The sequence below is a fragment of the Lapillicoccus sp. genome (genome assembly GCF_025353065.1).
GTDB lineage: Bacteria > Actinomycetota > Actinomycetes > Actinomycetales > Dermatophilaceae > Lapillicoccus.
In genome coordinates this window covers 1-20,566 of the sequence record NZ_JANXRJ010000246.1, presented here as the reverse complement: position 1 = coordinate 20,566, position 20,566 = coordinate 1, and the positions used below count along the sequence as shown (strand labels likewise).

At 71.0% G+C, this 20,566-nt stretch carries 19 protein-coding genes; 10 read left to right on the top strand and 9 right to left on the bottom strand.

What is annotated here, in order from left to right; all coding sequences use genetic code 11:
• Window positions 1-14: 14 nt before the first annotated feature.
• Window positions 15-1,400: a DUF2064 domain-containing protein gene (locus tag Q0R63_RS18190; protein ID WP_295700477.1), complete on the bottom strand. Its 1,386-nt coding sequence runs from the start codon at window positions 1,398-1,400 to the stop codon at window positions 15-17.
• On the bottom strand, window positions 1,397-2,047 hold the full coding sequence (locus tag Q0R63_RS18185; RefSeq protein WP_295700474.1) for a glycosyltransferase family 2 protein: 651 nt from the start codon (window positions 2,045-2,047) through the stop codon (window positions 1,397-1,399). Before Q0R63_RS18185 ends, Q0R63_RS18190 begins: the two co-directional genes overlap by 4 nt.
• 123 nt (window positions 2,048-2,170) lie before the next feature.
• On the opposite strand from Q0R63_RS18185, the gene Q0R63_RS18180 reads away from it, so the two are divergent.
• Window positions 2,171-2,878 carry a response regulator transcription factor gene (locus Q0R63_RS18180; protein WP_295700472.1) on the top strand — a complete coding sequence of 236 codons (708 nt, stop codon included), beginning with the start codon at window positions 2,171-2,173 and terminating at the stop codon, window positions 2,876-2,878.
• Window position 2,879: 1 nt separating this feature from the next.
• Window positions 2,880-4,010 carry a HAMP domain-containing sensor histidine kinase gene (locus Q0R63_RS18175; protein ID WP_295700470.1) on the top strand — a complete coding sequence of 377 codons (1,131 nt, stop codon included), beginning with the start codon at window positions 2,880-2,882 and terminating at the stop codon, window positions 4,008-4,010.
• Between the two features lie 30 nt (window positions 4,011-4,040).
• On the opposite strand, the gene Q0R63_RS18170 is transcribed toward Q0R63_RS18175, so the two are convergent.
• The 3 genes from Q0R63_RS18170 to Q0R63_RS18160 are packed head-to-tail and all read right to left on the bottom strand — an operon-like array spanning window position 4,041 to window position 8,588.
• On the bottom strand, window positions 4,041-5,105 hold the full coding sequence (locus tag Q0R63_RS18170; RefSeq protein WP_295700467.1) for an NAD-dependent epimerase/dehydratase family protein: 1,065 nt from the start codon (window positions 5,103-5,105) through the stop codon (window positions 4,041-4,043).
• A 47-nt stretch (window positions 5,106-5,152) separates the two neighbouring features.
• Window positions 5,153-6,190: a Gfo/Idh/MocA family oxidoreductase gene (locus Q0R63_RS18165; RefSeq protein WP_295700465.1), complete on the bottom strand. Its 1,038-nt coding sequence runs from the start codon at window positions 6,188-6,190 to the stop codon at window positions 5,153-5,155.
• Between the two features lie 4 nt (window positions 6,191-6,194).
• Entirely contained in the window at window positions 6,195-8,588 is a 2,394-nt protein-coding gene (locus Q0R63_RS18160) for an MMPL family transporter (protein WP_295700463.1), read from the bottom strand.
• Between Q0R63_RS18160 and lipB the strand changes: the two genes are divergently transcribed.
• Genes lipB through Q0R63_RS18145 form a run of 3 tightly spaced genes read left to right on the top strand, consistent with a single transcriptional unit; the run spans window position 8,587 to window position 11,068 of the window.
• On the top strand, window positions 8,587-9,267 hold the full coding sequence (gene lipB / locus Q0R63_RS18155) for a lipoyl(octanoyl) transferase LipB (protein WP_295700460.1): 681 nt from the start codon (window positions 8,587-8,589) through the stop codon (window positions 9,265-9,267). The two genes, Q0R63_RS18160 and lipB, sit on opposite strands and share 2 nt — an antisense overlap.
• On the top strand, window positions 9,264-10,289 hold the full coding sequence (gene lipA, locus Q0R63_RS18150; protein ID WP_295700457.1) for a lipoyl synthase: 1,026 nt from the start codon (window positions 9,264-9,266) through the stop codon (window positions 10,287-10,289). Before lipB ends, lipA begins: the two co-directional genes overlap by 4 nt.
• Window positions 10,290-10,294: 5 nt before the next feature.
• The gene (locus Q0R63_RS18145; RefSeq protein WP_295700454.1) at window positions 10,295-11,068 is read left to right on the top strand and encodes a DUF4191 domain-containing protein; all 774 of its coding nucleotides are present in this window, start codon (window positions 10,295-10,297) and stop codon (window positions 11,066-11,068) included.
• A gap of 324 nt (window positions 11,069-11,392) precedes the next feature.
• Here the strand turns inward: Q0R63_RS18145 and Q0R63_RS18140 are convergent, their stop codons facing one another.
• The 3 genes from Q0R63_RS18140 to Q0R63_RS18130 all read right to left on the bottom strand — a co-directional run bounded on the left by Q0R63_RS18140 (window position 11,393) and on the right by Q0R63_RS18130 (window position 15,006).
• Window positions 11,393-13,510 (bottom strand): SpoIID/LytB domain-containing protein, encoded by a 2,118-nt coding sequence (locus Q0R63_RS18140; RefSeq protein WP_295700451.1) that lies wholly within the window; start codon window positions 13,508-13,510, stop codon window positions 11,393-11,395.
• Between the two features lie 126 nt (window positions 13,511-13,636).
• Entirely contained in the window at window positions 13,637-14,536 is a 900-nt protein-coding gene (locus Q0R63_RS18135; protein WP_295700448.1) for a hypothetical protein, read from the bottom strand.
• Window positions 14,533-15,006, bottom strand: coding sequence for an RDD family protein (locus Q0R63_RS18130; RefSeq protein ID WP_295700445.1), 474 nt, complete (start codon window positions 15,004-15,006; stop codon window positions 14,533-14,535). The genes Q0R63_RS18135 and Q0R63_RS18130 overlap by 4 nt, the downstream gene beginning before the upstream one ends.
• Window positions 15,007-15,149: 143 nt before the next feature.
• On the opposite strand from Q0R63_RS18130, the gene glnA reads away from it, so the two are divergent.
• Complete coding sequence (gene glnA, locus Q0R63_RS18125; protein WP_295700443.1) at window positions 15,150-16,574, top strand: type I glutamate--ammonia ligase; 1,425 nt, start codon at window positions 15,150-15,152, stop codon at window positions 16,572-16,574.
• Between the two features lie 46 nt (window positions 16,575-16,620).
• Here the strand turns inward: glnA and Q0R63_RS18120 are convergent, their stop codons facing one another.
• Window positions 16,621-17,709 (bottom strand): site-specific integrase, encoded by a 1,089-nt coding sequence (locus tag Q0R63_RS18120; protein ID WP_295700440.1) that lies wholly within the window; start codon window positions 17,707-17,709, stop codon window positions 16,621-16,623.
• Between the two features lie 807 nt (window positions 17,710-18,516).
• On the opposite strand from Q0R63_RS18120, the gene Q0R63_RS18115 reads away from it, so the two are divergent.
• The 4 genes from Q0R63_RS18115 (at window position 18,517) to Q0R63_RS24675 (ending at window position 19,824) form a co-directional block, all read left to right on the top strand.
• Window positions 18,517-18,699 carry a helix-turn-helix domain-containing protein gene (locus tag Q0R63_RS18115; RefSeq protein WP_295700438.1) on the top strand — a complete coding sequence of 61 codons (183 nt, stop codon included), beginning with the start codon at window positions 18,517-18,519 and terminating at the stop codon, window positions 18,697-18,699.
• Window positions 18,700-18,830: 131 nt separating this feature from the next.
• Window positions 18,831-19,091 carry a hypothetical protein gene (locus Q0R63_RS18110; RefSeq protein ID WP_295700433.1) on the top strand — a complete coding sequence of 87 codons (261 nt, stop codon included), beginning with the start codon at window positions 18,831-18,833 and terminating at the stop codon, window positions 19,089-19,091.
• A complete protein-coding gene (locus tag Q0R63_RS18105; protein WP_295700431.1) occupies window positions 19,088-19,303 on the top strand; it encodes a hypothetical protein in 216 nt (71 codons plus the stop codon). The genes Q0R63_RS18110 and Q0R63_RS18105 overlap by 4 nt, the downstream gene beginning before the upstream one ends.
• A complete protein-coding gene (locus Q0R63_RS24675) occupies window positions 19,300-19,824 on the top strand; it encodes an AAA family ATPase (RefSeq protein WP_366521169.1) in 525 nt (174 codons plus the stop codon). Before Q0R63_RS18105 ends, Q0R63_RS24675 begins: the two co-directional genes overlap by 4 nt.
• Window positions 19,825-20,566 lie beyond the last annotated feature (742 nt).

Here is a 20,566-nt window from a genome sequence, read left to right as displayed (position 1 = left end):
TGGGGTGGGGGGCGTCAGCCGGCGTGGCGCAGGGCGACGAAGCAGCGGTCGCCGACCCGCCAGTCCTCGACGGCGACGAAACCGACCTCGGCGGCGAGCTGGATGAGTCGGCGGGCCCCGACGACCGCCCACGGCATCGGGGTCGACATCCGGCCGTGCGGTTCGTGGAGCGAGATCGTCGTGCAGCCGTCCGCGTCGTCGTCGGACGCCGTCTCGACGAGGGCCATGGCCCCGGGGCGCACGAGCTCGCGACAGCGCCGGAGCAGGGCCAGCGGGTCGCCGCCGATCCCGATGTTGCCGTCGGCGAGCAGCACCGTCCCCCAACGGCCCTCGCCCGGGAGGGGATCGTGGACGTCGCGCAGCAACGCCCACACGCCACGCCCCGAGGTCGACGCGACGGCGGCCCGCGACACGTCGACGCCGAGGGCCGGGAGCCCCCGCACGGCGAGGGCCTCGACGAACCGGCCCGGCCCGCACCCGATGTCGAGGACGGGAGGCTCGCAGCGGGCGACGAGCAGCTCGTCGGCGTCGCTCATGGTCAGCCACGACCCGACGTCGAGCGACCAGTTCGCGCCACCGGCTGCCCGGACCCGCACCTCGATGCCGGACATCGCGACGTCGAACAAGGTCGTCGGGGCGCAGGGCGTCGACACGAGCCGTCGGTGCAGCCGCCCGAACCGGGAGTCCGGAGCCTCTCCGGCGACGATGCTGGCGTCCGCGGGGTCGTCGACGTCGAGCAACGGCGGGAGCAGCGTGACGGACAGGCCGAGGGACCGCAGCCGGGCGAGCTGGTGGGCACCCGTCTGCTCGCTCGACATCACGACACCGCGGATGGCACCGGGCACGTGGCGCCGGAAGCCGATCGCCCAGTAGCCACCGTCCGGGGACAGGCCGAGCACCGCGTCGGCGCCGCGCCAGTCCGCGGTGAGGTGCTCGGGACGCAGCTGCGGGGTGTCCATGCCGACGAGGAGGGTCGGACGATCCGTGGGCACGTCCTCGAGGAAGCCGGTCGCGTCCCTGGATGGTCGGAGCACGTCGGCGAAGACGTGCTCCAGCCGCTCGTCGAGGCCGTCGCCGCGTTGCCGCAGCACCCGAGCCGAGGTCGGGATCCACGGGACCACCGGGCCGTCCCACGCGACCACGGTCTGCGTGGGTCCGACCCGGCCGACCGTGTCGAAGGTGTCGCGGATGGCGGCGGCCGCGAGTGCCGCCGCCTCGGCGGGGGTGAAGGTCGGGCTGAGCCGGGTCTTGACGCGACCCGACACCGGTGACTTCGCGAGCACGATGACCGTGTGGGGGACGTGGACGCCGGAGAGCCCGGGGGCCGACGGCACCCACGCCGTCCCGGTGTCTCCGTCCGCCGACGTCGACCCGGAGTCGACGAGAGGAGCCTGACTCACTGCGCGAGCACCCGGCTCATGTCACGCACGGCACGGACGACACCGAGCGGCGTACCCGTGACCTTCGAGCGTCCGGAACGGGGACGGTAGGTCACGCCGACCTCCGCGACGGTCCACCCCGCCTCAGCGGCACGTACGAGCACCTCCAGGGGATACCCCGAACGGCGGTCCTCGACACCGAGCGCCAGCAGGTCGACGGTGCGACCCAGCCGCATCGGCCCGATGTCCTTCAGCCGCAGGCCGGTCCGCCGCCCGAGGCGGTGCGCGACGACGCGGTTGGCCACGCGCAGGTGCCACGGCCAGGCCCCCCGACCGAGGGGCAGGCGCCGACCCACGACGAGGTCCGCGCCGGCGAGCTGGGCCTCGAGAAGGCGCGGCAGCTCGCTGGGGTCGAGGCTGGCGTCCGCGTCCATGAAGGCGACGAGATCGGCGGTGGCGGCGAGCAGCCCGGCGTGGCAGGCCGCGCCGTAACCTCGTTGCGCCGCGACGACGACCGTCGCACCGTGGTCCCTGGCCACGTCCGGGGACCCGTCGACCGACCCGTTGTCGACGACGACGGGACGCGCCCAGGACGGCATACGGGAGAGCACCCACGGCAGGGCCAGCGCCTCGTCGAGGCAGGGCAGCACGACGTCGACGGTGGTCATGCCCAAACGCTAGACGGCACCCACCCCTGCGCGCCTCCCCCCCGATGACGAAACGCTTACGACCCCACGCCCGGCGGTGTAGGCCGCGGTGTCCGGCAGGCCGTTGGCTCTAGGCTCGGACGCATGGTCGCCAGCGTGCTCGTCGTCGAGGACGACTCGACGGTGTCCGGCGTCCTGTCGGCCTACCTGCGCCGGTCGGGCTTCGACCCCATCGTCGCGACCGACGGCCCGAGCGCCCTGCAGGAGTGGACGCAGCGGCGCCCTGACGTCGTCATCCTCGACATCATGCTGCCCGGCATGTCGGGTCTCGAGGTCCTGCAACGCCGGCGGGCCGACGACGACCACGCCGCGGTGATCGTCCTCAGTGCCCGGGGGGACGAGGAGGACCGGCTGCTGGGCCTCGACCTCGGCGCCGACGACTACATGGTGAAGCCGTTCAGCCCCCGCGAGGTCGTCGGCCGCGTGCAGGCCCTCCTACGCCGGGGGGAGCGCCTCGGCTCGGCTCCGCTGCTCCCCCGCCGGCTCACCAGCGGTCCCCTGCTCCTGGATGTCAGCGCCCGCACCGTCGTCATCGGCGACCGGCCGATCTCGTTGACGCACAGGGAGTTCGACCTCCTGAGCCATCTCATGTCGCACCCGGCCGAGGTCTTCACGAAGGAGCAGCTGATGCGACGCGTCTGGGGCTGGGACTTCGGCGACACCTCGACCGTCACCGTCCACGTCCGACGCCTGCGCGAGAAGATCGAGGCCGACCCCTCCGATCCGCAGCTCGTCGTCACGGCGCGCGGCGCGGGCTACCGTTTCGACGGGCCGGTCGTCTCCGGTGGGTGACATGGCCCAGATCATCGCGCTGACGACCCTGACCTGTCTCGCGACCGCGTTCCTCGGCGCGGTGGCCCTGCGGCTGGTGCGGTCCCGCTCGCTCAAGTGGTCGGTGGTCGTCGCCGCCCTCGTGCCGCTGCTCGCGGTGTCCGCGTCGGTCGTCTTCAACGTGCAGCTGATGTTCATCTCCGCCCACGACTCCACGGCCGTGTCCGTCGCGCTCGCCTGTGCCACGGTCATCGGGGTGCTGCTCTCCCTCGTGCTGAGCCGACGGGTGGAGAGCGGCTCGCGCCAGCTGACGAGCGCCCTGCGTGACCTGGCCACTCCCGAGGGCGCCACCCGCGGCGAGACGCGGCGGCTGAGTGCACCGGCCGAGATCACCGCACTCTCGACGGAGCTCGACCTCACCCGTGACCGCCTCGAGCTCGCCCAGCGTCGCGCGCGGGCCCTCGAGGACAGCCGGCGCGAGCTGGTGGCCTTCATGTCCCACGACCTCCGCACCCCGCTCGCCGGTCTGCGGGCCCTGGCCGAGGGCCTCGAGGACGGCGTCATCGACGACGAGCAGGCCGCACTGCGCCAGATGCGGCAGACCGTCGACCGCATGAACGGCCTCGTCGGTGACCTGTTCGAGCTCTCCCGGCTGCACGCCGGACCGGCCAGCAACCCGCCGCCAAGGGCCATGGTCAGTCTCGTCGAGCTCGCCCACGACGTCGTCGGCGAGCTGCGGGCGCACGCGCAGCAACGGGGTGTCGAGCTCCGGCTCGACACCCCAGCCGACGACGACCGGCTGCCCGTCCGGGGCAGCTCCGAGGAGCTGGCTCGGGCGCTGACCAACCTCGTGGGGAACGCGATCCGGCACACCGACGCAGGTGGCGCGGTGCTGCTGACGACCGGCCGACGCGACGACGGCCGGATCCGGGTCGCGGTCACGGATGCCTGCGGGGGGATCCCCGAGGACCACCTCCACCGCCTCTTCGACGTCGGCTGGCGGGCTTCGCCCGAACGCGGCAGCGAGGACGCCGGGGCCGGTCTCGGCCTGGCCATCGCGAAGGGCGTCGTGGAGTCCCACCAGGGCTCGATCGGCGTCGAGAACGTGCCGGGCGGGTGCCGGTTCGACGTCGTCCTGCCGGCCGAGGGCTGACGAGGTCCGCCGAGAGCGAATACCGTTCAGTCAGAGCAGGTCGTGCACCCCGTCCTCGAGCCGGACCCGCGCGCGCCACCCCAGCCGCTGCGCGATCTGCTCGCTCGACGCGGTGATGTGCCGGACGTCGCCCAGCCGATAGCCGCCCGTGACAACGGGATCGGAGCCGGAGCGTGCCACAGCCAGCGCGCGGGCCATGTCGCCCACGGTGCTGACGACACCGGCGCCGACGTTGAAGGTCGTATGCGGTCCGAGGGGGTCCGGTCCGCCGTCACCGAGCGCCGCCCCCAACGCCGTCCCGAAGGCCGACGCGATGTCGGTGACGTGCACGAAGTCACGTCGCTGGCCGCCGTCCTCGAACACCCGTGGCGCCTCCCCGCGCTCGAGCGCGGAGACGAAGATGGCCGCCACCCCGGCATACGGGGTGTCGCGGGGCATGCCCGGGCCGTAGACGTTGTGGAGGCGGAGCGAGACCGCACGACCGCCGGTCTCCCGGGCCCAGATGGCGGCCAGGTGCTCCTGCGCCACCTTGGACGCGGCGTAGGTGTTGCGCGGGTCGAGCGGCGCGTCCTCGTCGACGAGCCCTGGCGCCAGCGGTGCCCCGCAGACCGGGCAGGGAGGCTCGAAGCGACCGGCGTCGAGGTCGGCGACGAGCCGCGGACCCGGGGGGACGACACCGTGGTTCGCGCACTCGTAACGACCCTCGCCGTAGACGACCATCGAGCTGGCCTGCACGACGACCCCGACACCGGCGTCGGCGCAGGCGCGCAGGACGACCGCCGTGCCGAGGTCGTTGCTCGAGACGTAGTCGTCCATGTCCGCGAGGTCGACCCCCAGCCCGACCTTGGCCGCGAGGTGCACGACGGCGTCCGCTCCGTAGAGGACGCCGTTCAGCGCCGCCCGGTCGCGCACGTCGAGCTCGACGAGGCGAACTCCCAGCAGTGACAGTCGATCTCGCGCGGCGGCCCCACCGTCGCGATGGACGTCGGCACGCAGCGAGTCGGCGACCACGACATCGCGACCGTCGGCGAGGAGGCGCCGGACCACCGCGTCGCCGATGAACCCGGCGCCGCCGGTGATCACCACTCCGCTCACTTGACCACTCCACTCACTTGACTACTCCACTCACTTCAGTAGTCCACTCACGGGACGACTCCCGGCGTGATGACCTCCACGACACGCCCCGCCGCTGCGCTGACCCGGGCCGCGTCGAGGACCGCGAGGACGTGGATGGCGTCGCGCGGGTCGACGGGCATGGCGGCCTGCGGGTCCGTGCTGGCCAGGGCCACGGCCACCTCACGGTAGAAGTCCGCCGGCTCCCCGGGCTGCACGGGGACCTGCTCGCGGGTGTCGCCGCGGACCAGCCACCCGGCGTGCCCGCCGTCCTGCGGGAGGAACTCGGTGAAGGCCGTCTCCTCGTCGTGCTGGGCGGCGAGCACGTAGGCCGCGCGCTCACCCAGGAGGCGCACCCGCGGTCCCGGCGCGGCGGCCACCGTCGTGGCCCCGAGGTGGGAGATGACACCGGAGGTGTGCCGACAGCTGAGGAACGCCGTGTCCTCCGCGGTTGTCGTGTGGGCGGCCAGCTCGGCATAGACCGTGGTGACCGGGCCGAAGAGGAGAACCGCCTGATCGACGAGGTGACTGAAGAGATCCAGGAGGAGGCCGCCGCCCTGCTCGGCCGTCGCGTTCTCGCGCCAACGGTCCTTGGGCACGGGACGCCAGCGCTCCCACCGCAGCTCGGCGCGCACGATCGGCCCGAGGTCCCCGGACGCGAGGACCGCCTGCACCGTGCGGAACTCCCTGTCGTAGCGCCGGTTCTGGAAGACCGTGAGGGCCGCGCCCTCGTGGGCGAAGACGTCGCACACCTCGAGGGCGCCGGAGGCATCGACCGCCAGCGGCTTGTCGACCACGGCCGCCCGCCCGGCCTCGGCGACCTGACGGGCCTGCTCGACGTGGACACCCGTGGGCGACGCGACCACGACGAGGTCCAGGTCGGGGACCTCGAGCAGCGCCGCGAGGTCGGGGACGACGAGGGCAGAGGGGTGGTCCGAGCGCACCTGGGCGACGCGCTCGGGACTCGCCGTCGTGACGGCCACGAGGTCGAGGCCCGCCGCCGTGATCAGCGGTGCGTGGAACGTGCGACCCGCGCTTCCGTAACCGACGAGACCCACGCGTGTCATCCCGTCAACCTACTGGGGCTGCTGGGGCGTCCGAGGTCTGGTCCTGCTCACGACCCAGCTGCGACGGCCACCAGATCCGCCCGCCGATGTCGTGCGCGAGCGCCGGGACCAGCAGGCTGCGCACGACGAGGGTGTCGAGCAGGACGCCGAAGGCGACGATGAAGGCGATCTGGACGAGGAAGAGGATGGGGAGCACGGCCAGCGCCGAGAACGTCGCGGCGAGAACGACGCCCGCGCTGGTGATCACCCCGCCGGTCACGGCCAGCCCGACGAGGATGCCGGGGCGGGTGCCCCGTCGCGGCGCTTCCTCCCGGACCCGGGTCATCAGGAAGATCGAGTAGTCGATGCCGAGGGCGACGAGGAAGACGAACCCGTAGAGCGGGGTCGAGGGGTCGGAGCCCGGGAAGTGGAACACGTGGTTGAAGACGAGGGCGGAGACCCCGATCGTCGCTGCGAACGACAGCACGTTGGCGAGGACGAGCAGGACCGGCGCGACGAGTGAGCGCAGGAGCAGCGCCAGCACGACGAAGATCACCCCGAGGATGGTCGGGATGATGACCCTCAGGTCGCGCTCGCTGGCGTCGCGCACGTCGAGGTTGCTGGCGGTGGTCCCTCCCACGAGGACCTCGGTGCCGACCCCGTCGAGTCGCGACCGCAGGGTCTCGATGGTCCCCTGCGCCGCGACGCTGTCGGCCGCCGCGACGAGGGTCGCCTGCACCTCCACGAAGCCGTCGACCACGGTCGGGGGCCGGCCCGGCGTCTCCCCGACGACGGGGTCGGCGACCCCGGGGACCGTCTTGACGAGATCGACCACCTCCTGGGCCTTGGCCTGCGGCGTAAGGATCACCACCGGCGACCCCGAGCCGGCCGGGAAGTGCTGGGCGAGAGCCCGCTGACCCGTCACGGAGTCGACGGTCGTGAGGAACAGGTCGGACTGGGTCACCCCCTTGGCTGACAGGGTCGGCACGAACGCGGCGCAGGCCGCAAGGGCGAGGAAGGTGACGACCCACGTCCGGCGGGGGTGCGACCCCACGAGCCCGGCGACACGGCCCCACAGCCCGTGGCGGCCCAGGGCGTCCTCCGCGTGTGCGTGGTCCACGCGGGGGATCCTCGGCCAGAACACCCGACGCCCGATGAGCAGCAGCACCGCCGGTAGGAAGGTGAGGCTCGCGACGAAGGCACCCGCGATCCCGAGGGCGCCGACCGGGCCCAGCCCCTTGGTGCTGCCGAGGTCGGAGAGGCGCAGGCAGAGCAGGCCGATGATGACGGTCGCGGCACTCGCGCCGATCGGCTCGATCGCCGCGCGCCAGGCCGACTTCATGGCCTCCCATGGTGATTCGCTGTCGTGGAGCTCCTCCCGGTAGCGCGCGACGAGCAGTAGGGAGTAGTCGGTCGCGGCCCCGACGACGAGGATCGACAGGATCCCCTGGCTCTGACCGCTGAGCGGGAGGTTGCCGTTCTTGGCGAGCGGGAAGATGACCAGGGCGGCGGTCGCGAGGCCGAAGACCGCGGTGATGAGGACGGCGAAGGGCAGGATCGGGCTCTTGTAGACGATCAGGAGGATGACGAAGACGACGCCGAGGGCGACGAGCAGCAGGATGCCGTCGATGCCACCGAAGGCGGTCACGAAGTCGGCGAAGAACCCCCCGGGACCGGTCACGTGCACCTCCAGGCCGCTGGTCCCGAGCGTGGTCGCGGCACTGTCGCGCAACGCCTGGGCGACCTCGAACAGCACGGTCTTGCCGCCGACCACGTCCGAGGCCCGGTCGCGCACGACCGTCACGGGCACCAGGAACGCGGCCCGGTCGGCGCTGGGCACGGCGGCCCGCGGGGCGACCGACAGGAACTCCCCCACCGTCCGCGTCCGGTCGGACGGCAGCGCCAGCGCCGGTATGCCGCCCACCCACGTCGCGACCGCGCCCGTGTCGGCGGCGCGCAGGCCGCCGGTGTTGCGGGCGATGACCACGAGGTAGGGCAATGTCGTGGTGTCGCTCAGCCGGGCGGTGAAGTTCGCCACGCGCGTCGACTCCGCGGACTTCGGCAGGAACCCCGAGCTGTCGTTCTGCTGGACCTCGGAGAGCCGCCCGACGAGGGGCCCTCCGACGGAGGCGATGCCGAACCAGGCCAAGACCGCCACGAGCGCGACCCATCGCACGAGCGGACGCGCCGTCGAGCCGGGAGGAGTGGACCGGTGCCGGCCGGAGCGTGGTGGGTGGGGTAGCTGCGGCTCGGACGGTGGTAGGTCGGACAGCTGCAGGTCGGACGGTGGCGGGTCGGACGGCATGGACAGATCATGGCGTAACGCCATGTTCTCCCCCACCCACCGGCCGCGGGCCCCGCCGCGGCGCACCGGGGCGAGCACGGCATACGGGAGGGTCCGGCGTAGCCTTGCCCGCATGCAGTTCGTCCACGTCGGCTGGGCTCCCGAGCCGGTCGACTACCAGCAGGGGTGGGACCTCCAGCGCGAGGTGCACGCCCGGGTCGTCGCCGGCGAGCAGCCCGACACGACCCTGCTGCTCGAGCACGCGGCGGTCTACACCGCAGGCAAGCGCACCCAGCCGCAGGAGCGCCCGCAGGACGGCACGCCCGTCATCGACGTGGATCGCGGGGGGAAGATCACCTGGCACGGACCCGGCCAGCTGGTGGCCTATCCCATCGTCCGCCTCCCTGCTCCCATCGACGTCGTCGCGCACGTGCGGCGGCTCGAGGAGGTGATGATCCGAGTCTGCGCCGACTTCGGGGTCACCGCTGGTCGGCGCGAAGGCGACAGCGGCGCCTGGGTGCTCGCGGACGACCGCGGCCCCGACCGCAAGGTGGGCGCGATCGGCATCCGGGTCAGCCGGCAGGTCACCATGCACGGCTTCGCCCTCAACTGCGACCCCGACCTGAGCTGGGCCGACGTCATCGTCCCCTGCGGAATCGCCGACGCGGGCGTCACCTCGATCTCCCGCGAGGTCGGCCGCGACGTGAGCGTCGCCGACGTCCTGCCGCGCGTCGAGGTGCACCTCGGGAACATCCTCGACCCGTATGCCGTTTCCCCGTCCCGTGCGAACCACCGTGGAGGCCTGACCCCGTGACCATCGCCCCCGAAGGCCGCAAGATGCTGCGCGTCGAGGCCCGCAACGCGGAGACCCCGATCGAGCGCAAGCCGTCGTGGATCCGCACGACCGCGAAGATGGGGCCGGAATACACCGCCCTCCACTCGATGGTGAAGCGCGAGGGCCTGCACACCGTTTGCCAGGAAGCCGCCTGTCCCAACATCTTCGAGTGCTGGGAGGACAAGGAGGCGACGTTCCTCATCGGCGGCGAACAGTGCACCCGTCGTTGCGACTTCTGCCAGATCGACACCGGCCGCCCCTCCGACCTCGACCGTGACGAGCCGCGCCGCGTCGCCGAGTCGGTGGCGCAGATGGGCCTGCGCTACTCCACGATCACCGGTGTCGCTCGCGACGACCTGCCCGACGGCGGGGCCTGGCTCTACGCCGAGACCATCCGCCAGGTCCACGCCCACAACCCCGGCACTGGCGTCGAGATCCTCGTGCCCGACTTCAACGGCGTGCCCGAGCTGGTCGGCGAGGTCATCGGCGCCCGCCCCGAGGTGTGGGCGCACAACGTCGAGACCGTGCCGCGGATCTTCAAGCGGATCCGTCCCGCCTTCCGTTACGAGCGCTCCCTCGACGTCATCACGATGGGTCGCGACGCCGGGCTGGTGACGAAGTCCAACCTCATCCTCGGCATGGGCGAGGAGGACCACGAGATCGAGCAGGCCGTCCACGACCTGCACGAGGCCGGCACCGACATCCTCACGATCACCCAGTACCTCCGACCCTCGCCGCGGCACCACCCGGTCGACCGCTGGGTGAAGCCGGAGGAGTTCGTGCGGTGGTCCGAGCTGGCCGAGGACGTCGGCTTCAAGGGCGTCATGGCCGGGCCGCTCGTCCGCTCGTCCTACCGAGCCGGTCGGCTCTGGGCCACCGCGATGCGCCGCTGGGACCGGCCCATCCCCGAGCACCTGCAGCACCTGGCCGCCAAGGCCGACTCCCCCGCCCGGCAGGAAGCGGCGTCGGTCGTCGCCCGCGCCTCCGCCGCCGTATCCTGAGCCTCATGGCCAAGGACGTCACCCCGAAGGACAGCACCAGCAAGCCCGGCAGGCCCGCGAAGTCGGACAAGCCCGCGAAGTCGGACAAGCCCGGGCGGGTGGCGCAGGTCAAGCAGGTCTTCAACGCCGCGCGGGCCGTGGACCCCCAGATCGGCTGGTGGATGGCGCTGGCCTTCGTCGGCGTCCTGGTCGTCGCCGCGGTCGTCGGTGTGCTCGTGGGCCACCTCACGTATGCCCTCGTCCTCGGTGTGCTCCTCGGCATCCTCGCCGCGACGCTCGTGCTGAGCCGCCGCGCCGAGCGGGCGGCGTACAAGCAGATCGAGGGGCAGCCGGGCGCCGCCGGCGCGGCCCTCACCTCGTTGCGTCGCGGCTGGTTCTTCGACCGCGAGCCGGTCGCCGCCGACGCCACCCGGGCCACCGACATGGCCAACGCGGCCCTCGTCTACCGCGCCGTCGGGCGCCCGGGCATCGTCCTCGTCGGGGAAGGGCCCACCGCCCGGTGCCAGCGGCTGCTTCTCGCCGAGCGCAAGCGGGTCGAGCGGGTCGCGCCCGGCGTCCCCGTCACGGTGCTGCGCGTCGGCGACGGCAAGAGCGAGGGCGAGATCTCGATCACCAAGCTCACCAACAAGGTCCAGCGGCTCAAGCCCGTGCTCACCAAGGACGAGGTGTCTGTGGTCAACAAGCGACTGCGGGCGCTCGGCGGCGTGCGCCCGCCGGTGCCCAAAGGCGTCGACCCGACCAAGGCACGGATGGACCGCAAGGCCATGCGCGGCCGCTGACGGTCGTCCGGACCGCTCAGCGTTTCGTCCGGCCGCGCCCCCGCGTCGCCGCCTCGCCCCGCCCCGTCCCGCCGTCCCTTTATCGGGTCACCCGACTAAGGGACGCTTCGCGTGAGGACGGTTCTCGAGTGCACCGTCCCCTTGTCGGGTCATCCGATATGCGGCTTTGGACAAGGGGGCGCTCGACCGGGGAACGGTTCTCGGGCGCACCGTCCCTTTATCGGGTCACCCGATAAAGGGCAGGCCGCCGGAACCCGTCGTCGCCCGGTACCTCCCTCCCGGCGTCCGGGCGCCCGGGCGTCCGGGCGTCCGGGCGTCCACGCCTCAGCCGAAGCTGGGCTGCATGTCCGGGTAGGTCGACATGGCCAGGCCGGTTGCGGCGTGCAGCGAGAACTGTCCGTATGCCGACGCCGCCGAGAGGGTGTGCACCTCGACGCGGCCGCTGCCGCCGCCGCTCAGGATGACCCAGGTCAGGTCCGGTGCTCCACCGGTCGGTGACAACGCATACATCGCGGTCGTGTCGGACCCGAAGGCCAGGGGCAGCGCCGCGTGCATCACCCACGAGCGGAACCCGCTGGCCGCCGAGAGACCGTGCAGCTCCGGTCGGCCCGACCCCGTCACGCCTCCGTGCATCACCCAGTAGAGGTCACCGGTCCCCGGAGCGACGAGGAACCGGGAGGTGGCGCTCGGGACGCCCGTCACAATGACCGTGGCGGCGTGCAGCGCCCAGGTCGTGTAGCCGCTGCTGGCCGCGAGGCAGTGCACCTCCACCGAGTGCGAGGCGCCGCCCACGAGCAGGATGAAGCACACGTCGCCGGGGCTCTTGCCGGCGGAGACCTGCCACGCGGAGTCCGGCGTGAAGGCGGGCAGCGGCGTCACGAAGACCCGGCTCGAGGTGTAGCCCGACGCGCTCGACGACACGGTGATCTCGGTCCGTCCCGACGCGGTCCCGCTGGTGTGGACGCCCACGAGGTCCGACCGGGCACCACCGAGGGAGTGCCCGGCGACGAACCGCCACTGCGCGGGGTTCGCCCCCGCGATGCCGGTGACGGCGGTCGGTGAGGGTGCGGCATACGCCGAGGCGCCCGTCGCGCCGCGGAGCTCGACCCGGCCGCTCGCCGTGCCCGAGAGGACCGGCGCGTAGAGGTCCGGACGGTCGGGCACGATGGTGAGGTAGGTGGACCTCAGGCCGAGCTGGGCCTCGAGGGAGCCCCCGGAGACGGAGACGGATCCGGCGCTGCCGTAGACGAGGGCCGTGACGACGCGGCCCCCCCACATGCCGGCCCCGTCGCGCGCCAGGATCTGGATGCCCTGGTAGGTGCCGATCGAGGGCCAGTTCGCCTGCATCGTCGCGGCGCTCACCGTCACCGTCCACGAGGAGCTCGGGTTGGCCGGGGTGTTGTCCCAGGGGTCCGGCTGCGCGGGAAGATAGGGCTGCGAGCCCGCGCTGTTCCAGCCGCCCGTGGAGGCGCCGAACTCGGCGAAGACCGGTTGTCCCTGGTAGCGCAGAGCGACGCCCGCGGTGGCCGTGATCGCGGCATCGGTCGAGGCAACGAAGCTGCGCGCCTGGTAGACTTGGCAGGAGGTGCTGTCGCAGATGTCGAAGGCCGACGAGCGGGGGTGCGCGAGCGCGTATGCCGCGTAGGAGCGGGCCGCGACGGCCTGTGCCGCGAGCGCGTTGGCCGGCCAGGAGGCCGGCGACTCGTGGGGCACGACGCCGCGCAGGTACTCGTCCATCGGCACGACCGCGACGGGGGCGAGCGCGCCGGACACCATCACGCCGCGGAACTCTCCACGGATCGAGCCGAACCGGCCCGAGGTGGTGCCCCACGCGGTGACGGTGCCGGTGGAGCGGTTCGTGATGCCGACCTGGGTGGCGGCCGGGCCCCACTGCGTCCAGGCGCCGTCCCGGGTCTGGTAGAGCACCCGCGCGTTCGCCGAGTCGAGCCGTTGCACGACGAAGACGACGATCGGGCTGCCGGTCACGCCCACGACCGGCATGGGGGCCACCGCGGTCCCGGACGTGCCGAAGCTGGCCCACTGGCCAGCCGCCGGGCTGAACGCCATCTGACCGAGGTCACCGCTGACGTCGACCCGGACGGTCGGGTTGCCGATCGGCGTGCGCACCGTCCCGGGGTAGTAGTGGTCGACGATCTGCTGCCACCCGATCCCCTGCGACGCGGCCCCGTAGGCCCCCCACTGCGACATCCCGTGACCGTGCCCGAACCCTCGCCCGCTGATGGTGACCGTCCCGCTCGCACCGCGCGGGTAGACCTCCGCAGCGTGGGCGGTCGACGCACCGACCGTCACGGAGGCGGAGGTCAGCACGGTCGTCAGGAGGGCGGTCAACAGGCTCGCCGCGAGGGTGCCGCCGAGAGTGCCGGCGAGGAGGCGTCGACCGGGGGAACGGCGGGGCGGAGGGGCGTCAGCAGTCGGTCTCACGCAACGCACGATTTCACACGCACCCCACCGGCAACAGAGGGTGATCAGGCTTATTTCCGAAATGTCCAGTCGCCACGCCGGAACGCAGGACATATTTTCACCCTGGCTGCCGTGGCTGTGCCGGTCCTACCGCGTCTCCGCCGCTCCCACCGCGCCTGCGGTTGCGCGCAGCCGCGAGGCCACGACGCCCACCAGCCGGTCGATCCGATCGGGGTCACCCCGGAGGAAGAGATCGGGCTCGATGAGCTCGAGCTCGATCACCACGGGTGCATCCTGCCAGTTGATGAGATCGACTCTCGCGTATGCCGGCTCGGCCGGCACGCAGGCCAGCGCGGCGAGGGCCACCCGGAGCTCGGCGGAGTCGGCGTCGTGGAAGTGTGCGGAACCACCGTGGTGCTCGTGGCAGAGGTAGTCACCCTCGGCCGGCACCTTGCGGACCGCGTGGGAGTAGACCCCGTCGAAGAAGACGAGCGACCGCTCCCCCTGGCTGACCTGCGGGGCGAACGCCTGGACGACGACGTCGCCGTGCTCGGCGAGGGCACGTGCCGTCTGCTGGAGCGCGGGGTCATCGGGGCGGCCGCGGTGGACCCGACGACCACCACAGCCGACGGCCGGCTTGACGACGACCTCGTCCCACGGGCACTCGGCGAGCTGGGCGACGACGTCGGTCGACTCGGCCGGGATGAGGACCGTCGGCACCGTCGGCACCCCCCGCCGCTCGATCTCCACGAGGTAGCCCTTGTGCGAGTTCCAGCGCAGCAGGTCGACGGGGTTGAGCAGGGTCGTGGGATGGTTCACCGCCTTGGCCCAGTCGAGGAACTCGACGAGTCGTCCGGGGTAGTCCCAGGTGGAGCGGAGCAGCGCGAGCCGGTATGCCGTCCAGTCCACCCCGGCGTCCCAGGCCACGATCTCCGTGGTGATCCCTGCGGCCTCGAGCGCCCCGGCGAGGACGGGCGACTCGGGGTCGTGCAGCTGGGGGTCGGAGTTGGTGACGAGCACGACGTCGGTGCGTCGGAGGTCGCTCACGAGGTGCGGACGAGGACCGTGCCTGCGGCCTTGTCGTGCAGCCCCCGGCCGTCACGGTCCCAGATGATCGCCGGCACCGCGAGGCAGAGCAGGACCGTGCGCACGACGACCTGGAGCACGGTCGGGCGAGCGCCGTCGAGTCGCTGCAGCCGCAGTCCGACGAGGCGGTGCCCGAACGTCGAGCCGATGGTCGTCAGCAGGATGAGGTTCTCGACCGCGAGGACGGCCAGCGGCTTCCAGCTGCCACCGCTGCCGCCGCTGGCGAAGGTGAACCCGAGCAGGAGGGTCGCGACCAGGTTGACCATCACCCAGTCCACGAGGATCGCCACCAGCCGACGGCCGAAGCGCGCGATCGAACCGGGGCCGCTGCGCGGCATACCCAGTCGTCGGCCCGGGTGGTCGACGTCGGGATCGGCCGTCTGGGCCCGTGGGCCCTCGAGCCACGAGGAGATGTCCTTGCGGTCGACCACGGTGGTGCCCTTCCTCCGGAAACACGGTAGAAACACCCGGGTCACTGACGGGTAATGCCTCGTCGCTAGTGTCTCACCCGATCACGCACGCACGGCCGACGCCCCCGATCATCGGGTCGGCCGTCCCCACACCAGGAGGTTGGATGTTCAGCAAGCCTGAAGAGGTTCTCGCCTACATCAAGGACGAGGACGTGAAGTTCGTCGACATCCGGTTCTGTGACCTGCCCGGCGTGATGCAGCACTTCAACGTGCCCGCCAAGTCGGTCACCATCGACTTCTTCACCGAGGGACAGGCGTTCGACGGCTCGTCGATCCGCGGGTTCCAGGCGATCCACGAGTCGGACATGAAGCTCATCCCCGACATCAAGTCGGCCTTCCTCGACCCCTTCCGGGTCGAGAAGACGCTGATCATCAACTTCTCCATCGTCGACCCCTTCACCGACGAGCCCTACAGCCGCGACCCGCGCAACGTCGCGATGAAGGCCGAGGCCTACCTCAAGTCCACCGGCATCGCCGACACCGCCTACTTCGGCGCGGAGGCGGAGTTCTACATCTTCGACGACGTGCGCTTCGAGACCAAGGCCAACGCCAGCTACTACTACATCGACTCCATCGAGGCGGCCTGGAACACCGGCCGCGTCGAGGAGGGTGGCAACCAGGGCTACAAGACGCGCTACAAGGGTGGGTACTTCCCTGTCCCGCCGGTGGACCACTTCGCCGACATCCGCGACAAGATCTGCCTCAAGCTCGACGACGTGGGCCTGGTCGTGGAGCGCTCGCACCACGAGGTCGGCACCGCGGGGCAGCAGGAGATCAACTACCGCTTCAGCACCCTGCTCGGGTCCGGCGACGACATGATGAAGTTCAAGTACGTCGTCAAGAACGTCGCCTGGCACGAGGGCAAGACCGCGACCTTCATGCCCAAGCCGATCTTCGGTGACAACGGCTCCGGCATGCACACCCACCAGTCGCTCTGGAAGGACGGCGAGGCGCTCTTCTACGACGAGTCCGGCTACGGCGGCCTGTCCGACCTCGCGCGGTGGTACATCGGCGGCCTGCTCAAGCACGCGCCGTCGCTGCTCGCCTTCACGAACCCGACGGTGAACTCCTACCACCGCCTGGTCCCGGGCTACGAGGCTCCGGTCAACCTCGTCTACTCCGCCCGCAACCGCTCGGCCTGCGTCCGCATCCCGATCGCCGGGGCATCGCCCAAGGCCAAGCGCATCGAGTTCCGGATCCCCGACCCGTCGGCGAACCCCTACCTCAGCTTCGCCGCCCAGCTGATGGCCGGCCTCGACGGCATCAAGAACCGCACCGAGCCGCCGGAGCCGGTCGACAAGGACCTCTACGAGCTCCCGCCCGAGGAGCACGAGGCCATCGAGCAGGTCCCGGGCTCGCTCCCGGCCGTCCTCGACGCCCTCGAGGCCGACAACGAGTACCTCCTCGAGGGGGGCGTCTTCACCAAGGACCTCATCGAGACCTGGATCGACTGGAAGCGCACCAACGAGGTCGACCCGATCCGCTTCCGGCCGCACCCGCACGAGTTCGAGATGTACTACGACATCTGACGGTCAGATGCCGTTTGACCTGCGCTTTTGTCGCACCGACCGCGGTCTAGTCCGCAGTTAGTCCGCAACTCGTGGGATCGACAGAGTCCGTCCGCGCTGCCAGCACGACCGCCACGGCCGCACGGGCGGACTCGTCCGCGTCCGGCCACATGTGGCCGTAGGTATTGAGCGTCGTCATCGCACTGGCGTGACGTAGGCGCCGCTGCACGACCTTGACGTCTGCCCCGCTACCGATGAGCAAGCTGGCGAGGTAGTGGCGGCAGTCGTGGAAGCGGAACCCGTCAGGTAGTTCGGGGACGGTCTTGCGTGCGGCCCGGATAGCCCGCTCGAGGGCCCACGGCGACGTCGGCCGGCCGATCTCATCGGTGACGATCGTCGAGCCGCCCCAGCGGGCCACCGCAGCCGAGAGCATCAGGGAGAGCTCCTGCGGGATCGGCACCGGCGTCCTCGATGTCTCCGACTTGAGCGGCTCGGCCGGATGCTGGATCTCGGGTCGCACGACCCCGCGCATGAAGTCGACGTCGCTTACTCGCAGGGCCACGACCTCCGCAGTTCGGAGGCCGACGAACGCGCCCATCAGGATGGCCGGCCGCAGGTGCGCGGGCATCGCGTCATAGAGCGCCCAGAGTTGCTCCGTCGTGATGACGAACGGTCGCTGACTCCCCTGTCCCGGCGAGGTCCGACGACTGCACGGGGACCTGGGGATGATCCCGTCGTGGACGGCGTCGCCCATGATCTGCGCCAGCCCCCGGTAGACGGCATACACCGTGCTCGTCGCGTAGCCGTCCCGCTTCATGGCCGCGGTCCACGCCTTGACGTGCGACGGCCGGACGTCGGCCAGTCGCATCGGCCCGAACGCCTTCACAATCAGGGCGACGTGCACGCGTGCCTGACGGACCGTCGACGCCCGCCTCGTCGCGTAGCCCTCGAGCCACGTCTGGCACCACTGCTCGACCGTCGTCCTGGCCGTCTTGGGATCGATGTGCATCCCGGTGACGAGGGCGGACGTCTGCTCGTCGAGCCACCGTTGTGCGTCGACCTTCCGGGCGAAGTGGCGGGCATGCTCCTTGCCGCCGCCGTCGCGGTACCGGGCGCGGTACTGACCATCTGCGCGCTTGGGTCCGATGCTGGCCATCAGCTCACCCTTCCTTGGGACGCTGGCGGCAAGATGCCGCGTGCCCTCGCCTTGCGGATCCACGCGTGCACCGTTCGCACTGAGGAGTTTGTTTGCTGAGCGATCATCGGAGCTGGTCTCCTCCGTTGCCGCACGGCCCACAGGTAGTTGTCCGCCACGGTCGTGAGAAAGGCATCGGTCAGACCGTCCGGGGGTGCCACTGGTGCGGGAGCCGCAGACTCGGGCTCGGCGGAAGGCTTTGAGCCTCGCGGGGCTTGGGGGATGCCGGAACCACGGACTTGGGCGAACCAACCGAGCGCGGTCCAGTCGGTCAGTGCACGCTCCCCGTTCGGGGCAGCCTGGATGCCCTTGACCGGACCTCCGCATGCTTCGCAGTGTCGGCCGGCGTACGACCCGCTTCCCCACGTCGTACTGAAGGTGGAGGCCAAGCGTGACATATCAGGGCCGGCTCTACGCGAGGACGAGTCCATGCGCTCTCCGTTCCCACGGGCGATGAGCGCGGTAAGGCCTGAGAGGTCGATGCTGCGGAGAAAGGCGGGCGCGATCTCAGACCCGTCGGCATCGAGGTACATCTCGGTCAACACGGGTCGAATGTCAGTGGCATACCTGAGGTACAGGGGGCCCGGCTGCTGGGCCGACGTGACCCGAACCCATCCGCCGTTCCCGTGTTCGATCCGCATAGGGCAAGTAGAGCACGTGAGACGGTAAGTTTCAATACCTACTACCGGTGACTTTGGGTGAGTGTTGACCATGACGGCAGGTTAAACAACTTGCCGCACTCATGGTTCATCGAAGGGATGTAGGCCGATGTCTCGCTACCTGACCACCGAGGAAGTCGCCCTGACGCTGAGAACACCGCTCGAAACGGTGCGGTACTGGCGCCACGTGGGCAAGGGCCCCAAGTCGTTCAAGCTGGGACGACGTGTTCTCTACGCCATCGAGGATGTCGAGGCTTTCGTTCAGGAGGCGCGCAAGGCCGGCGTCGCGTGAGCCCCGGACAGCGAATCACCCCCGGCGGGCAAACCGAGGGCGATCCAGAGCTCATTGCGGCGAGCGATCCCAAGTCTCTCACGGTCGACTCCGGACACACCCCCTCATCGCGCCGTGTCCTCCCCGCGGTCGTGGACGGGCAGCCGGCCCACGTCGTGCTCACGACGCCGCTGAGCCACCCGTACGACCTGCTGGGGATCTCCCGGGCCGAGGTCGACGCCTACATGGCCGGCCGTCACGACGGCTACCTGCAGGGACATCGTCACGGTTGGGAGGCGTGCGACGAGGCCGCCCAGCGCCTCCACGACAACGCGGTCAGGGTCGTGCGCGCCATGGCCTCGATCGACCCCTACGCAGACCGTCAGCGCCGAGCCACGGGTGGTGCGCGATGACCGCGCCGCTGCTCGTCTACGGGCTGCCTGACAACCTGCGGTACAGCCTCCTGCGCGGGCCGATCCTGGACTTCCTGCAGGACAACCGCATCCCAGCCCAGTGGACCCCGAGACTGCGCGGCTGGACGGTTCGGACCGAGCGGATCGGCGACCTCATCGCCCTGGCCGAGCTCGCCGGCTACGTCGTCAGGATGCGAGGGCCGCTGACGTGAGCATCCTCGACCGCGTCCGCTCCGGGTCATGGCTCGACGGGCAGCACTTCGCCCCACTCGACTGGGCCGTGCCCGGTCTCATCCCGGAAGGGTTCGGGCTCTTGACCGGCGCACCCAAGGCCGGCAAGAGCTGGGCCGCTCTCGGTATCGGCCTCGCCGTCGCCTCCGGGGCCACAGCCCTTGACGCCATCCCCGTCGGCCCGGCGCGCCCGGTATTGCTCCTCGCGCTCGAGGACGGTGACCGTCGCCTACAGGGCCGCTGCAGGTCGCTCCTCGGCGAGCAGACGCCAATCCCGGCGCTGCTCGACTACGTCACCGAGGCCACGCCCGGGGGCTGCTCGACATCATCCGCGAGTGGCTCGAGATCCACGGCGGCCGTGGTCCCCTCGTCATCCTCGACACCCTCGGTCGGGTCATGCCGCCGACCCTGGCCGGCGAGACTACCTACCAACGGGACTACCGGGTCGGGGCGTACCTCAAGAAGCTCGTCGACGTCCACCCCGGCGCCTGCCTCATGGTGATTCACCACATCCGCAAGGCCGCCACCGAGGGCGACTGGATGGACAGCACCTCAGGGACCAACGGCCTGAACGGCGCCGCGGACTGGACCCTTAACCTGCACCGACCTCGAGGAGAGACATCCGGAGTGGTCCGCATCACCGGACGCGACGTGCCCGAAGGTGAGTACGCCGTCACGTGCGACTCCGGATCATGGGCGCTCGACGGCGCGACCCTCGTCGAGGCGGCGCAACGCTACGAGCGGGAACGGGTCACACGAGACCTGGGTGACCGCTCTGCCGAGATCGTCGCCTTCGTCATGGCGCACGGTTCACCGGTCGCCCCGAAGGACGTCGAGGCCGCGCTCGGCCTGCCCGACGCTACCTCGCTCGACTGGCCCAGTCGGGACGCCTCGCCAAGGTGGGACGGGGCCTGTATACCCCTGTCCCCACTATCCCTAGTGTCCCAACGAAAGGGCCTATTGATTCACCCCCCCTGTCACGTGTGGAACAACATGGGACAACGGGACAGTGGGGACAGGGGTACAGGGAGACGGACGACCTCGACGTGGCTCAGGCGTCCGCCGCCGTCGAGGCCACGCCCGACGACCACGAGGGCGACACCGCTGCCTTGCGCACGCTGGGGCTGCGGCCATGAGGCGTGCCGGGGTGGGTGGGGGTAGGCCGGTTTTTGGACATACAGGGCGTCTTCGACCCTATCCGTGCCGCTTTTTTTTCACACGTTTTTTTCCACGATCCGGCCCGA